This window comes from Xaviernesmea rhizosphaerae (assembly GCF_001938945.1).
GTDB lineage: Bacteria > Pseudomonadota > Alphaproteobacteria > Rhizobiales > Rhizobiaceae > Xaviernesmea > Xaviernesmea rhizosphaerae.
Genome location: NZ_MKIO01000047.1, coordinates 119543 through 132204, shown reverse-complemented (window position 1 = coordinate 132204; position 12662 = coordinate 119543). Strand labels below are relative to the sequence as shown.

Annotated in this window: 17 protein-coding genes; 7 read left to right on the top strand and 10 right to left on the bottom strand. The window is 64.8% G+C overall.

All coding sequences use genetic code 11. From position 1 onward, the window contains the following. Nucleotides 1-267: 267 nt before the first annotated feature. Nucleotides 268-426, top strand: coding sequence for a YqaE/Pmp3 family membrane protein (locus BJF92_RS23875; protein WP_075637253.1), 159 nt, complete (start codon nt 268-270; stop codon nt 424-426). A 102-nt stretch (nt 427-528) separates the two neighbouring features. On the opposite strand, the gene BJF92_RS23870 is transcribed toward BJF92_RS23875, so the two are convergent. The 4 genes from BJF92_RS23870 to BJF92_RS23855 form a co-directional block, all read right to left on the bottom strand. Beyond that, entirely contained in the window at nt 529-735 is a 207-nt protein-coding gene (locus tag BJF92_RS23870) for a hypothetical protein (protein WP_075637286.1), read from the bottom strand. A 72-nt stretch (nt 736-807) separates the two neighbouring features. Then, complete coding sequence (locus tag BJF92_RS23865; protein ID WP_075637252.1) at nt 808-987, bottom strand: hypothetical protein; 180 nt, start codon at nt 985-987, stop codon at nt 808-810. A gap of 84 nt (nt 988-1071) precedes the next feature. Then, the gene (locus BJF92_RS23860; RefSeq protein ID WP_075637251.1) at nt 1072-1290 is read right to left on the bottom strand and encodes a hypothetical protein; all 219 of its coding nucleotides are present in this window, start codon (nt 1288-1290) and stop codon (nt 1072-1074) included. Between the two features lie 250 nt (nt 1291-1540). Beyond that, a complete protein-coding gene (locus tag BJF92_RS23855) occupies nt 1541-2548 on the bottom strand; it encodes an SDR family oxidoreductase (RefSeq protein WP_075637250.1) in 1008 nt (335 codons plus the stop codon). A 220-nt stretch (nt 2549-2768) separates the two neighbouring features. On the opposite strand from BJF92_RS23855, the gene BJF92_RS23850 reads away from it, so the two are divergent. Then, nucleotides 2769-2957: a hypothetical protein gene (locus tag BJF92_RS23850; RefSeq protein WP_075637249.1), complete on the top strand. Its 189-nt coding sequence runs from the start codon at nt 2769-2771 to the stop codon at nt 2955-2957. Between the two features lie 57 nt (nt 2958-3014). Here BJF92_RS23850 and BJF92_RS23845 read toward each other — a convergent pair whose 3' ends face one another. After that, complete coding sequence (locus BJF92_RS23845) at nt 3015-4283, bottom strand: TIGR03862 family flavoprotein (RefSeq protein ID WP_280938397.1); 1269 nt, start codon at nt 4281-4283, stop codon at nt 3015-3017. A 229-nt stretch (nt 4284-4512) separates the two neighbouring features. On the opposite strand from BJF92_RS23845, the gene BJF92_RS23840 reads away from it, so the two are divergent. Further along, entirely contained in the window at nt 4513-5301 is a 789-nt protein-coding gene (locus tag BJF92_RS23840; protein WP_075637247.1) for a YdcF family protein, read from the top strand. A gap of 158 nt (nt 5302-5459) precedes the next feature. Further along, entirely contained in the window at nt 5460-6146 is a 687-nt protein-coding gene (locus BJF92_RS23835; RefSeq protein WP_075637285.1) for a trimeric intracellular cation channel family protein, read from the top strand. Nucleotides 6147-6262: 116 nt separating this feature from the next. Here the strand turns inward: BJF92_RS23835 and BJF92_RS23830 are convergent, their stop codons facing one another. From BJF92_RS23830 to irrA, 3 genes are all read right to left on the bottom strand, one after another. Further along, the gene (locus BJF92_RS23830; RefSeq protein WP_075637246.1) at nt 6263-6748 is read right to left on the bottom strand and encodes a hypothetical protein; all 486 of its coding nucleotides are present in this window, start codon (nt 6746-6748) and stop codon (nt 6263-6265) included. Between the two features lie 115 nt (nt 6749-6863). Continuing rightward, complete coding sequence (locus BJF92_RS23825; RefSeq protein ID WP_075637245.1) at nt 6864-7361, bottom strand: hypothetical protein; 498 nt, start codon at nt 7359-7361, stop codon at nt 6864-6866. Nucleotides 7362-7460: 99 nt separating this feature from the next. Then, complete coding sequence (gene irrA / locus BJF92_RS23820; protein WP_075637244.1) at nt 7461-7898, bottom strand: iron response transcriptional regulator IrrA; 438 nt, start codon at nt 7896-7898, stop codon at nt 7461-7463. Between the two features lie 362 nt (nt 7899-8260). Between irrA and fabA the strand changes: the two genes are divergently transcribed. The 3 genes from fabA to fabI are packed head-to-tail and all read left to right on the top strand — an operon-like array spanning nt 8261 to nt 10870. Then, nucleotides 8261-8776 (top strand): 3-hydroxyacyl-[acyl-carrier-protein] dehydratase FabA, encoded by a 516-nt coding sequence (gene fabA / locus BJF92_RS23815; protein WP_075637243.1) that lies wholly within the window; start codon nt 8261-8263, stop codon nt 8774-8776. Between the two features lie 58 nt (nt 8777-8834). Then, nucleotides 8835-10058 carry a beta-ketoacyl-ACP synthase I gene (fabB, locus tag BJF92_RS23810; protein WP_075637242.1) on the top strand — a complete coding sequence of 408 codons (1224 nt, stop codon included), beginning with the start codon at nt 8835-8837 and terminating at the stop codon, nt 10056-10058. A gap of 5 nt (nt 10059-10063) precedes the next feature. Then, a complete protein-coding gene (gene fabI / locus BJF92_RS23805; protein ID WP_075637241.1) occupies nt 10064-10870 on the top strand; it encodes an enoyl-ACP reductase FabI in 807 nt (268 codons plus the stop codon). Nucleotides 10871-11015: 145 nt separating this feature from the next. On the opposite strand, the gene BJF92_RS23800 is transcribed toward fabI, so the two are convergent. Both BJF92_RS23800 and BJF92_RS23795 read right to left on the bottom strand, forming a co-directional pair. Beyond that, the gene (locus BJF92_RS23800) at nt 11016-11600 is read right to left on the bottom strand and encodes a hypothetical protein (RefSeq protein WP_075637240.1); all 585 of its coding nucleotides are present in this window, start codon (nt 11598-11600) and stop codon (nt 11016-11018) included. Nucleotides 11601-11611: 11 nt separating this feature from the next. Then, the gene (locus BJF92_RS23795; RefSeq protein ID WP_075637239.1) at nt 11612-12631 is read right to left on the bottom strand and encodes a class I SAM-dependent methyltransferase; all 1020 of its coding nucleotides are present in this window, start codon (nt 12629-12631) and stop codon (nt 11612-11614) included. Nucleotides 12632-12662: the final 31 nt, after the last annotated feature.

The following is a 12662-nucleotide window of genomic DNA, read 5'->3' as shown; positions in this document are numbered from 1 at the left end:
AGTGCGTGTTCGGCGATCGACGAACCGGAAGAACCGCACTTCGTCAGGAAGGATTATAGAGCTTTCACCCGCCGCGGCAAAGGCCGGGGTATTGGCAAATGAACCGGACAAATTTCTGCCGCTCCGGCCAGCTATGAGCGGTGAAAGCCGCGATCGGGCCAGGGTGTGCTGCTTCAAGGCGGATATGTTTCGGCCCGCTGGCGACAGGCGAACTTTTGCCCCTGCTTATGCGTTGAAAGGGGATCGAACCCAACGAAGAGGTCTTCCGTGGACGTTATCCGCATCCTGCTCGCCATCCTGCTGCCGCCCGTCGGCGTGTTCCTTCAGGTCGGCATCGGCCTGCATTTCTGGCTGAACATCCTGCTGACGCTCCTCGGCTATATTCCGGGCATCATCCATGCCATCTGGGTGATCTTGCGCAAGTAAGTGGCTTTTCACCTGCCTGCCCCCTACACCCGCCTGCTCCATCGGGAACAGGCGGGCCAATCGTTGGGCGCATGGCGCGGGCACAAACCCTCGCCATCAAGGTCAATGCGTACGCGCGGCGCCCTTCCCATCCGGATCATGGCTATGATGCCTGTCCTTTTCACCACCGCCGCCTGAAACCGCGCTGTGGGAGCGCTGATCGGAATCGGCCGGTGGCTTCTTGATGTCGAGCGGTGCCTTGGCGTTTTCATGCGATGCGCCGGGACCGCCCTGGCGAATGCTCGCAGGCGTCTTGGTTGATGTGGACATGTAAAACTCCTGTTGGTTCAGCAAATCGACGAGCCGGCACAGCAAATGCGCCGGCATGCTTTCAGCGGGTGATCAGCGATCCTGCTGATAGCCCTGATGGGTCGTATTGATCTTGCTGTTGCCCTGCTGACCGATCTTGTCGGGATCAACCGTCTGGGACGAAATCTGGCCCTGCGTGTCGTTCGGTTGCTCCGGCTTTGCGCCATGCGGCGCGCGGTTGGCCGGGGGAACCGGCGGCTGCCTGCTGTTCATCGTTTCCTCCTTCGCCCGTTGGGGCGATCTTATGACCCCGGCGCCAGCCCGCATTCCGGGCGCTCGGCCGGTCCGGTCATGGCGTTACAATTCGTTGCGGCGGTTGCCCGCATGGTCGCGATACTGCTCTGTCTGGATGTTCTTGCCATCCAGCCCGCGCTCGCGCGAATGCTGCGCCTTGTCACGGTTGGACAGGATCATGTTGTCGGGAAGAATGCCGTCTTCCAGGACGGTCATGGCGCCGCTGCCGTCGCCCTTGCCCTGCGAGCCCGAACCAAAATGTTTGTGATCGGCCTTGGCCATGGGATCCTCCTTCTGATGCGTGTTGATGAAGCGAGAGCGGAGTCGAAAAACGACCCGTCGCTTCAAACCGTCTCGCACCGCCGCACCTTTGTGGCGCGCAGGCGGAACCGAGACATTCGGACCGGCGCGCTCCACCGCGCCGGCTAAGAACCTAACCCTTTCGCGGACATCAGGTTCCGAAGGAATTGCGGGGGATGTGGGCGGCATGGGCCCTGTTGGGGAGGGGATGGCAATATCTAGGGTCCTGACCCTAGACCCGCCGCCCCCTTCGCCGTGCCAGCGGCTGCGGCGGGCCGGCAAGAAGGCGGCCGGCGACAAGGGCGAGGCCCGCCACGACCAAGCCGGCGACAACGACGCCGCCGGCCGAGGAGAGTGGCCCGGCCTTTCGGAAGCCGCCATCGATGCCGCCGGCCTCGACCGGGGGCCGATAGAGATTGCCCTCGCTGCGCTCGATCCGGCCGGCACGGCGAAAACCGCGCTCCATGCCGCGCGCCAGAAGCCGGGCGGCCAGATCCGGCGCCAGCGCCACGACCAGCCGTGCGGCATCGGTCACCACGCCGACGGTGGTCGTGGCGCGAGGCGCGCGGGCGGCGCGCACCATGGCGGCGGCCACACGCCGGGCGTCGATGACCGGCGGCGGCGGCTTGATCTCGCGGCCGACATAATTGGCGCCGTGCTTCAGTCCCGGCGTATCGACGAAGGCGGGATAGATATCGCAGACATGAATGTCGCGGTGCCCGGCAAGCTCCGCGCGCAGCGACTGGGCAAAGCCGCGCAGGCCGAACTTGCTGGCGGCATAGGCCGCGGCAAAGGGCGTGGCGGCAAAGCCGCCGAGCGAGATCATATTGATGAACACGCCGCTGCCCTGCTCCAGAAACACCGGCACGACGGCATGGGCCTCGCGCATATGGCCAATGAGATTGGCGCGGATGATCGCCTCATGCGCCTCGAACGGCACCTCGTGGAAGCGCCCGACGGCGCCGACGCCGACATTGCTGACCCAGACATCGATCCGCCCGAAGCTGCGCGCGGTCTCCACCAGCGCGGCCACCTGGCGCGGTTCGGTGACGTCTGTCGGCACGACCAGCACCCGCACTCCCCGGCGCCGGCAGCGCTCGGCCACAGCCTCCAGCGCCGGCCCGTTTCGCGCCGCCAGCACCAGCCGCGCCCCTTCGGCGGCAAAGGCCTCGGCTGCGGCCTCGCCGATGCCGCTCGACGCGCCCGCGATCACCACCACGGCATCCTTCAAGGATCGCATGTTTCGGGTCTCCCTTCGCTGTGTCTCATCTGCTCCTGAACGGCGCGCCGGGCTGGGAAGTTGCATTCGGCCCGCCCTGCAGCGGGCCGATTCGGACCCGAAGCAGGCCGACGCGCCACCGAAGAATTTAGTCAGAAAAAAGCACGAAATTTAGCGATATCGGCTGGAACAAACTTCGGACAAAAACGTTACACGGGGCAGCAAGGGGGACTTTTGGGACATGAGTGAACATCTGGATATTGCGAAACTCGAAGACGTGAAGATGCGCAGCGTGCGTAGCGTCGAAGAATTTTGCCGGCGCTATCGTTTGAGCCAGGAGGAAAATGTTCGACTTACGCGTCTCTTCGGCAATTTTGCCAGCGAACAGGAACTCCTGATGAATGCGCGTCGCCCACCTGTCTTCCGGTAGGCGGACCCCAGAAGACTTAAGTGGCACAGGCCCGTCGGCATCGCCGGCGGGCCTTTCTCATTCTTGCTTTGCAGATCCGTGCGGAGCGTGCTCCTCCAGCCAGTCAGCAAGGCCGAGGCCGGCATGCCGGCCCATCGCCAGACAGGCGGTCAGAAGATAGCCGCCCGTCGGCGCTTCCCAGTCCACCATTTCTCCGGCGACAAACAGCCCCGGCACGGACCGCACCATCATCCGCTCATCAAGCCCCTCCCAGCGCACGCCGCCGGCAGAAGAGATCGCCTCGTCAATCGGTCGGGGGCGAAGCAGTGGCACGGGCAGATGCTTGATGCGGGATGCGAGCCCCTCCGGCGATAGACTGGCCGCCTCCGGCGTCACCTCGCGCAACAGCGCCGCCTTCACGCCTTCCAGACCCGCGCCCTTGCGCAAGCGGGTGGAAAAGCTCGCCTTGGCGGGCTGGCGGGCGAGATCGGCGGTGAGACGCTCGAGGCTGCGGCCGGGCGCCAGGTCGAACACCAGCTCCGCCTGCCCCTCAGCCTCCAGCGCATCGCGGCAGGCGCTGGCATGGGCATAGACCAGGCTGCCCTCGACCCCGTGACAGCTGACGACGCATTCGCCCGAGAGGCGGCCGGCAGCGCTGGTGGCCGTGATCCCCTTGAGCGGCGCGCCGGCAAAGCGTTCGAGGAAATGCGGGCTCCAGGCAACGTCGAAGCCGCAATTGGCCGGGCGAAACGGCGAAAGCGCCACGCCCAGCGTCTCAAGACCGGGCATCCAGCTCGCATCCGAGCCGAGCCGCGGCCAGCTGGCGCCGCCCAGCGCCAGGAGCACGGCCGGCGGCCGCAGCAGGAGATCGCCTTCCGGCGTGGCCAGATGCAGCCCGCGACGATCGAGCCCGACCATGCGATGGCGGGTGCGGATGCGCACGCCCGAGGCCTCCAGCCGCGCCCGCCATGCCCGCAGCAGCGGCGAGGCCTTCAGGCCTAAGGGAAAGACGCGGTCGGACGTGCCGACAAAGGTCTCGATACCAAGTTCATCCGTCCAGTCCCGCACGGCCTGCGGCGGAAAGGCGTCGAGTGCTGGGGCCAGAGATGCGCCGGCGCGCCCGAAACGGGTGCGAAACCGGGCATAGTCCTCGGCATGGGTGATGTTCAGCCCCGATTTGCCGGCCAGCAGGAACTTGCGGCCGATCGTCGGCATGGCCTCGAACAGGGTGACGGCATGCCCGCGCGCGCTCAGCCCCTCGGCCGCCATCAACCCGGCCGGCCCGCCACCGATCACGGCCACCGGCTGGGCAGGATCGACGGGCCAGAGGCCGGCGGATGACGTCAACGTGTTCACCTGGTTCATAGGCGGGGAGAAAGCCGCAGCCGCAGGCGCCGGTCAAGCCCGCGCGCGCTGTACAAGCCTTCTCAAGCCTTTCCCAAGGCCTCACCATTGTCCTTTGCGCGTGCGACCACCGTCAGGGCATAGCCGTTCGCGGTCCTTCGCATGGTGCCGGAGCGCCGGCAAGACCACCCGCCCGCTTGCTCTTCCCCCGAGGGCACGGCATGGTGCCATCATGTTTCTGCTGTCGAAAATCCTCTGGCTGCTCGCCCAGCCGCTCTCGCTCGTCTTCCTTCTCCTTCTTCTCGCGCTGCTGCTTCTGCTGTTCGGCCTGTCCCGCCTGGGGCTGACGACGCTGAGCCTGGCCACGCTCCTGCTCTTCGTCGCCCTGTTCACCACCACGGGCAGCGTGCTGCTGCAAAGGCTGGAGGATCGCTTTCCCAAGCCGGCCGCCCTGCCGGCGGATCTCGGCTGCATCGTCGTTCTCGGCGGCGCCTTTGAAAACGAGGTGATGGCGGCGCGCGGCGGCATCGAGTTCAACCAGGCGGCCGACCGCTTCATCGAGGCTGCGCGTCTGGCGGGGCTCCATCCTCAAGCAAAGATCCTGGTTTCGGGCGGCGACGGCTCCTTCAGCGGCGCCTATCAGGGCGATGCCGATGTCGCTTCCCGCTTCTTCGCCCTGTTCGGCATTGCGCCGGACCGGCTGGTGAAGGAAAATGCCTCGCGCACCACCTTCGAGAATGCCCGGCAGACACAGGCGCTGCTGAAGGAGGCCGGACTGGAGCGCTGCGCGCTCATCACCTCGGCCTTCCACATGCCGCGCGCCATGGGGCTCTTCCGCAAACAGGGGCTGGAAATGATCCCCTGGCCGACCGATTACCGCACGACCGGCCAGGCAAGGCCGGGTCTGGATTTCACCCAGCCCTCGCTCAATGCCCAGCTTCTGACGACGGCGGTGCGCGAATGGACGGGCCTTGCCGCCTATTACGCCACCGGCCGCACCACGGCGCTGTTTCCGCAATAAGCTTTCATGCGGGCACAACAGCGCCGCCTGTCTCCCGCCATCGATCTGCCTCTGTCTGGCGAAATGCAGCGCTTGAAATCGGCGCTGCGCCGGGTCAAGCCTGATCCTGCGGCCGGCGCGAGGATGCGCCGGCGCGACAGCTTGCACAGGGAATGCCCATGTCGATCCTCAGCTTTCTCGATTATGCCGGCGTCGCCGTCTTTGCCGCTACGGGCGCGCTCTCGGCCTCGCGCAAGCAGCTCGATATCATCGGCTATCTCTTCTTCGGCGCGGTCACCGGCATTGGCGGCGGTACGCTGCGCGACCTGATCCTCGGCCAGGCGCCGGTCTTCTGGGTGCGTGATCCCACCTATCTCGTCATCACCACAGGCGCGGCGATTGCCGTATTCCTCTCGGCCAACCGCTTCGAATCCCGCTACCGCCTGCTGCTCTGGCTCGATGCGGCCGGGCTTGCGCTGTTCTGCGTGATGGGGGCGGAAAAGGGGCTGGCGGCAACCGGCTCGCCGCTTCTCGCCCTCGTCACCGGCATTCTCACCGCCACCTTCGGCGGCATTCTGCGCGATCTCCTGGCGGGCGAACCGTCCGTGCTGCTGCGGCCGGAAATCTATGTGAGCGCGGCGCTGGCCGGGTCGCTGGTCTTCGTGATCTCGCATGCGCTCGGCGCCGAGCCCTGGTTGGCCTCGCTGATCGGCACGCTCGCCGCCTTCCTGGTGCGCGGCGGCGCGCTGCGCTTCGGCTGGACGCTGCCGCGCGGCAAGGCAAAGCCCGGGCGCGACCCTGACGTGGTGATGCCACCGCGGCGGCGCGACCGGAAAGCCGCATCCGATTTTCTCGAGAAAAACTGAGAAAATAAATATCTTAGCTCGATTTCCGAGCAAAAATCCGACATGCGCCCAGGCCGTCATTTTCGCTGCGCGATTCGCGCTTGGGAACGGTCCATTTCCCCCGTCCAGACCTCAGATCAGAACGTGACCGCTGCGCAAACCGATCGATCCGCTGGATGAAGGCGGAAGACACGGTCGTCCATGCTGCGACCGAGATCCGGCGAGAAACCGTGCGCGCCTTCGACCGATAGACGGCTTCCAACGGCAAGTCGAAGGTCCGAGCCATTTGTCTGCAGCATGAACGCGCCTTGATCCGCTTCCAGCACACACCGACTGCCCTTGCAGTAGGCCGTGCTCCCGAAGGTCGTCCCGTCGATCTGGAAGGCAATCGTCAACTCGGTTCCGCCATCTGCGGTTCGGCCGTCTTCATGGCTGAGCCAAACGGCTTTGACACGCTGGCGGGGATGGGCTGACAGATGGGACATTGTGTAGTGCCGAGCGAAGCATCCCTGCTCGATCACACGGGAGAGGGCGTCCCGGGCTGCGGCCGCGGGACCGAATGCGATGGTGGCCAAGGCGAGAAAGATGCAGCCGACACGCGTATTTGCAGCAACTGCACGCATGAGATCGTCCTTTCCATCCGGCCGCAAGCCAAGCCGGGCAACGGCCGATTGTTGCAACTTGACACTCTGCCGGCGGATTTCCTGCCTCGGCCAGATGATAAGAATCGGGCCCTGGCTATTTCCGGCAGATCCCGCGTAGCTGGGAAATCAATGTCGCGGCACCCGTCAAGTCAAAGCCCGTGCTGTATTCCAGGCGGGCTCCAGCAGTCGAGAGGCTTGCCCAATCGGAACGGGACGTCAACGCGGCGAGGAGCTTCTGCTCTTTCGCAAGGCTGATCGCCTGCTCTTCGTTCTTTACAGCGGGCAGTTTGATCGTCTGCTTGTAGCGACCGATCTCGAACGTGATCTTGCGAACGCCGAATTCCGCGAGATTGGCTGCCTGCATGACGAAGACGAGGTCGCCCTTCTCGCACCGCACGAGATAGCAGTCCGTGACATCCTCGTCGTCATCCGGCGAGCAGGTCCCGACCGCACCGGCATTGCGTCCGTCGAGATGTTTCCACGGCGCTGGCGCACCGTCTTCGGCGGGTTCCGTCGCCTGAGCGCCAGCAGGAACCACCACCAGCAGTCCGGCCATCAGCAGTCCGGCCATGAAAAAGACCCTGCCGAGCATACAAGCCCCCTTGCAGCTCCTAAGCTGCGGAAAACCTATGAAGCACGCACCTCTCGTTCAGCAGCCTGTCATGACCGCGACCGGCCGACCCTGCCGCCATTACGACGCCGAGGGTGCCTCTCCGTCCTTGCGCCGCAGGCGGATCACCACGTCGACATGGGCGATCTCCATGCCCTCGGGCGGCTCGGGCAGATTGCCGATCGAGATGTTGCTCACGGGAATGTCGAGCACCTCGTTATGGCCCTCGATGAAGAAGTGATGATGGTCCGACACATTGGTGTCGAAATAGGTCTTGCTGCTTTCCACGCTCAGAACGCGGATCATGCCGGCATCGGTAAACTGGTGCAGCGTGTTGTAGACCGTGGCCAGCGAGACAGGCACGCCTGACGTCACCGCTTCCTCGTGCAGCTCCTCCACCGTCAGATGGCGGTCCCCCTTGGCGAACAGGAGTTCGGCCAGTGCCACGCGCTGGCGCGTCGGACGAAGGCCGAATTGGCGCAGGCGGTCTTCGGGACAGAGCGTCGAGCGATCGGACATCGGGGACTGAGGCTTCTCATCAAAACTTGAACATTCTACACCGATATAACTTTTCGCTGAAACGCTTTCAATAGCGTGAAACAACGGGTAGGCGTCCCGAAAGGAAGCCCGTGTCTGGTCGGCCCGGAACGATTTTGCTGGCGGCAAACTGTCCTTGAAGGGCACAAAGGCCGCAGTTTCCGGTTTTCCTCTGGTGATGACGGGCATCATCATGTATGCGACGGCGCAAACACCTGCGCTGGGGATGACAGGCGTGACGAAGCCTGGCCCGCCGCTTTCCCGCGGCCGCCGCTTCAAATCACGGTCTTTTCATCCTACATCAGCGCAGACTTCGACGAATTCAGACGTGAGGACGCCAAGGCATGAGTTCCAGGCAGACGAGCTTTAACTATGAGGAAATCCTGAGCTGCGGGCGCGGCGAGCTGTTCGGCCCCGGCAATGCTCAGCTGCCGCTGCCGCCCATGCTGATGTTCAACCGGATCACCGAACTGTCCGAGGATGGTGGTGATCATGGCAAGGGCTTCGCCCGTGCCGAATTCGACATCACGCCCGACCTCTGGTTCTTCCCCTGCCATTTCCAGGGCGATCCCGTCATGCCCGGCTGCCTGGGTCTCGACGCGCTGTGGCAGCTGACTGGCTTCTATCTCGGCTGGCTGGGCGAGCCCGGCAAGGGCCGCGCGCTCTCCACCGGCGAGGTCAAGTTCACCGGCATGGTGACGCCGAAGACCAAGCTCGTCGAATATGGCATCGACTTCAAGCGCGTCATGCGCGGCCGCCTGGTTCTCGGCATTGCCGATGGCTGGATGAAGGCCGATGGCGAAGTGATCTACCGCGCAACCGATCTGCGCGTCGGCCTGTTCCAGGAAAAGGCCGCCTGAGGCTTCTGCTTCAGTGCGAAGGCAAACCAAAAGACCGATCGAAGGAAGGTTCATCGCGATGAGACGTGTTGTTGTCACCGGGCTGGGGATCGTTTCCTCCATCGGTAACGATGCGGAGGCGGTCACGCAGTCCCTGCGGGACGCCAGGTCCGGCATCACCTTCTCCAAGGATTTTGCCGAATATGGCTTCCGCTGCCAGGTCTGGGGCGCGCCCGAAATCGACACGACCGACCTGGTCGATCGTCGCGCTGCGCGCTTCCTGTCGCAGGGCGGCATGTGGAACCATGTGGCGATGAAGCAGGCGATTGCCGATTCGGGGCTCGAAGAGCGCGAAATCTCCGGCAACGAGCGCACCGGCATCATAATGGGCTCCGGCGGCCCTTCCACCCGCACGCTGGTGGAAGCCGCCGACATCACCCGCAAGAACATGAGTCCGAAGCGAATCGGCCCGTTTGCCGTGCCGAAGGCCATGTCCTCCACGGCCTCGGCGACGCTCGCCACCTGGTTCAAGATCCATGGCGTGAACTACTCGATCTCCTCGGCCTGTTCGACCTCGGCGCACTGCATCGGCAATGCGGCGGAGATGATCCAGTGGGGCAAGCAGGACATCATGTTCGCCGGCGGCCACGAGGATCTCGACTGGTCCATGTCCAACCTGTTCGACGCCATGGGCGCCATGTCGTCGAAGTTCAACGACACGCCGGCCACCGCCTCGCGCGCCTATGACGTCTCGCGCGACGGCTTCGTCATTGCCGGCGGCGCGGGCGTGCTGGTTCTGGAAGAGCTGGAGCATGCCAAGGCGCGCGGCGCCAAGATCTATGCGGAACTCGTCGGCTACGGCGCCACCTCCGACGGCTATGACATGGTCGCTCCCTCGGGCGAAGGCGCGGTGCGCTGCATGCGCCAGGCGCTCTCCACGGTGAAGGGCGAGATCGACTATATCAACACCCACGGCACCTCGACGCCGGTGGGCGACAGCAAGGAGATCGGCGCGATCCGCGAGGTCTTCGGGGACAAGATCCCGCATGTGCAGTCGACCAAGTCGCTGACCGGCCATTCGCTGGGCGCAGCCGGCGTACAGGAATCGATCTACGGCCTTCTGATGATGCAGGCCGGCTTCATCGGCGAAAGCGCACACATCACCGAGCTCGATCCGGAATTCGAGGGTGTTCCGGTCGTGCGCAGCCGCATCGACAATGCCAAGATCGACACGATCCTGTCCAATTCCTTCGGCTTCGGCGGCACGAACGCCACGCTGGTCTTCCAGCGCCACAACGGATGAGCGCCATGACCGGCTTCATGAACGGCAAGCGCGGGCTCATCATGGGCCTCGCCAACAACCACTCGATCGCCTGGGGCATCGCCAAGGCGGTTCACGCGCAGGGGGCCGAGCTCGCCTTCACCTATCAGGGCGAGGCGCTCGGCAAGCGGGTGAAGCCGCTTGCCGCCGAGCTTGGCTCCGATTTCGTCCTGCCCTGCGATGTCGAGGATATCGCCTCCGTCGATGCAACCATTGCCGCGATCGCCGAGCGCTGGGGCAAGCTGCATTTCGTCGTTCATGCCGTCGGCTTTTCCGACAAGAACGAGCTGAAGGGGCTTTATGCCGACACCACGCGCGAGAACTTCTCGCGCACCATGGTCATCTCCTGCTTCTCCTTCACGGAGCTCGCCAAGCGCGCGGCGCCGCTGATGACCGACGGCGGCACCATGCTGACGCTGACCTATAACGGCTCGCAACGGGTGATTCCGAACTACAACATCATGGGCGTGGCCAAGGCGGCGCTGGAAGCCTCCGTGCGCTATCTGGCCGCCGATTACGGCCCGCGCGGCATCCGCGTCAACGCCATCTCCGCCGGCCCCGTGCGCACGCTGGCCGGCGCCGGCATCTCCGACGCCCGCGCCATCCTCTCCTGGAACCAGAAGAACGCGCCCTTGCGCCGCACGCCGACCATCGAGGATATCGGCGGCTCCGCCCTCTATCTGCTGTCTGACCTGTCCAATGGCGTGACCGGCGAAGTCCATTATGTCGATGCCGGCTACAACATCACCTCCCTGCCGACGCTTGAGACGCTGCGCGGGGCGGATACGGAGTAGACCATTCCATCGGATCGCCGCCTTCGTTGACAGAGGGCGAGAGAAGCAGACGAAAAAGCCCGGATCGGCCACCGCCAATCCGGGCTTATCTGTTCTTCGAGACCGGCCTGCGAGAACAGTCCTGCGCGTATCGCCGAAGCGTGGTCTACAGCGAAGACTCCTCGAACCCGCCCTCGATCACCGTGCGGATCGGCGGCTTGAGATGATAGCCGGTGCTTTCCAGGGCCTGCAGCGCATCGCCATTATAGCCGCGGTCGATCACTTCTCGGACGAAGGCGCGGGTAGTCATCAGCACCATCGGAACGTTCGCAGCCGACATCAGATTGGGAACGGCGCCGTCCTCGTAGAGCACGAGTGCGGTTTCGACATCGCTCGGCTCGATCATTTCGACATATTCGCGGATGGCGCGCTCGCCGCTGTGGCGAAGCGCCTTCTTCAGGCGCTCGGCCGCCGCAGCATTCCCTTGCGCGGATTGCTGGCGAAGGGTGGCGATGGCGAGCCCCTCCAGCGTCGGCGCTCTGATGACGGCGTCCTGCATGCGCGAAAGCCAATCGGCGACTTCCGAGGCAAAAGGCTTCGATGGATCGCCGCAAACCTCATCCTCCACCCGATCCACGAGCACGATCTGCCGGTTGGTCAAGCGTATGGCTTCCAGCAGGTCCGCGGCCGCAAGCCGGATCAGCGGGCGAGCATCGGCGATGATGATCGGATCTCGTGTTTCCGGCGGCATGGATGCTCCGTCTACTTGCGGCCCCACAGCACCTTAAAGCGCGCATTGCGGCAGGTCTCGCCCCATTCCTTGAACAGCTCGGTCATGACGGACTCGTAAGGCAGGCCGCGATTGGCGACCAGCATCAGCCGGCCACCCAGCTTGAGCGACTTTGCCGCCATGCGGATCATGGCCTGGCCTAGCGCCGGATCGGCGGCCTGGGTCTCGTGGAAGGGCGGGTTCATCACGATCAGGTCGAAACGGTCGCGCGGCTCCTCGGCCGTCAGGTCCTGCCAGTGGAAGCGGGCCGGCATGTTGCGGGCATTGGCGGCCATGTTGGCGCGGGCGGCTTCCAGCGCATTGTGGTCGGCCTCGAACAGGTCGATGCCCTTGAGGCCCGGCGCGGCCTCGGCGAGCATGACTGAGAGATAGCCCCAGCCGGCGCCGAAATCGGCAGCATGGCCGCTGGCATCGCGGGGAAAGCGCGAGGCGAGCAGTTCCGAGCCGGGATCGATCCGGTCATGCGAGAACATGCCGGGTGCCGCGGTAAAGCGGCCTTCGACCACGGCCGCGCGGGCCCGCAGGGTCTCCACGGCAGCGCCGATATCGGCCGGGCGCGGGAACCAGAGGGCGACCGCATGATATTTCGGCAGGCTGTCCACGTCGAAGCCGAGCGCCTCCAGCCGCTTGCGCAGCGCCAGAATGCCGTCCTCCTTGGCGCCGGCGATCACGATCATGCCGCCCTCGCGGGTGCGCAGCAGCGCTTCGGCGATCCTCTGCTCGTTCTCGCCACGATGCTTGCCGATGAGCAGCAGCGCGCCGTCATACTCCTTGCCGTCGCCCAGTTCCGGACGGCTGTCGATGCGGGCTGCGGCCAGGCCGCGATGATGGGGGCGCAGCGGCTGGACAGCGTCCAGCGTGGCGTCAAAGCCCTCGGGCCGATCGAAGCCGGCTTCCGCGCCGAGAAACAGGATGCGCTGTCCCTCCCCCGGGAGGTCAAGCGTGCCATTGGCGAAGGGGTGAAACAGGGTCTTTACAGCATTGCGCGTCACGTCGGCGCTCCCTTGTCGAAATTGGGGCTCT

Bases quoted from the DNA above. Each gene is read 5' to 3' on its own strand.
- BJF92_RS23830 (WP_075637246.1), bottom strand. From the start codon at position 6,748: ATGCGTGCAGTTGCTGCAAATACGCGTGTCGGCTGCATCTTTCTCGCC.
- BJF92_RS23840 (WP_075637247.1), top strand. From the start codon at position 4,513: ATGTTTCTGCTGTCGAAAATCCTCTGGCTGCTCGCCCAGCCGCTCTCG.
- BJF92_RS23850 (WP_075637249.1), top strand. From the start codon at position 2,769: ATGAGTGAACATCTGGATATTGCGAAACTCGAAGACGTGAAGATGCGC.
- fabA (WP_075637243.1), top strand. From the start codon at position 8,261: ATGAGTTCCAGGCAGACGAGCTTTAACTATGAGGAAATCCTGAGCTGC.
- fabB (WP_075637242.1), top strand. From the start codon at position 8,835: ATGAGACGTGTTGTTGTCACCGGGCTGGGGATCGTTTCCTCCATCGGT.
- BJF92_RS23860 (WP_075637251.1), bottom strand. From the start codon at position 1,290: ATGGCCAAGGCCGATCACAAACATTTTGGTTCGGGCTCGCAGGGCAAG.
- BJF92_RS23825 (WP_075637245.1), bottom strand. From the start codon at position 7,361: ATGCTCGGCAGGGTCTTTTTCATGGCCGGACTGCTGATGGCCGGACTG.
- BJF92_RS23870 (WP_075637286.1), bottom strand. From the start codon at position 735: ATGTCCACATCAACCAAGACGCCTGCGAGCATTCGCCAGGGCGGTCCC.
- BJF92_RS23835 (WP_075637285.1), top strand. From the start codon at position 5,460: ATGTCGATCCTCAGCTTTCTCGATTATGCCGGCGTCGCCGTCTTTGCC.
- fabI (WP_075637241.1), top strand. From the start codon at position 10,064: ATGACCGGCTTCATGAACGGCAAGCGCGGGCTCATCATGGGCCTCGCC.
- irrA (WP_075637244.1), bottom strand. From the start codon at position 7,898: ATGTCCGATCGCTCGACGCTCTGTCCCGAAGACCGCCTGCGCCAATTC.
- BJF92_RS23855 (WP_075637250.1), bottom strand. From the start codon at position 2,548: ATGCGATCCTTGAAGGATGCCGTGGTGGTGATCGCGGGCGCGTCGAGC.
- BJF92_RS23865 (WP_075637252.1), bottom strand. From the start codon at position 987: ATGAACAGCAGGCAGCCGCCGGTTCCCCCGGCCAACCGCGCGCCGCAT.
- BJF92_RS23800 (WP_075637240.1), bottom strand. From the start codon at position 11,600: ATGCCGCCGGAAACACGAGATCCGATCATCATCGCCGATGCTCGCCCG.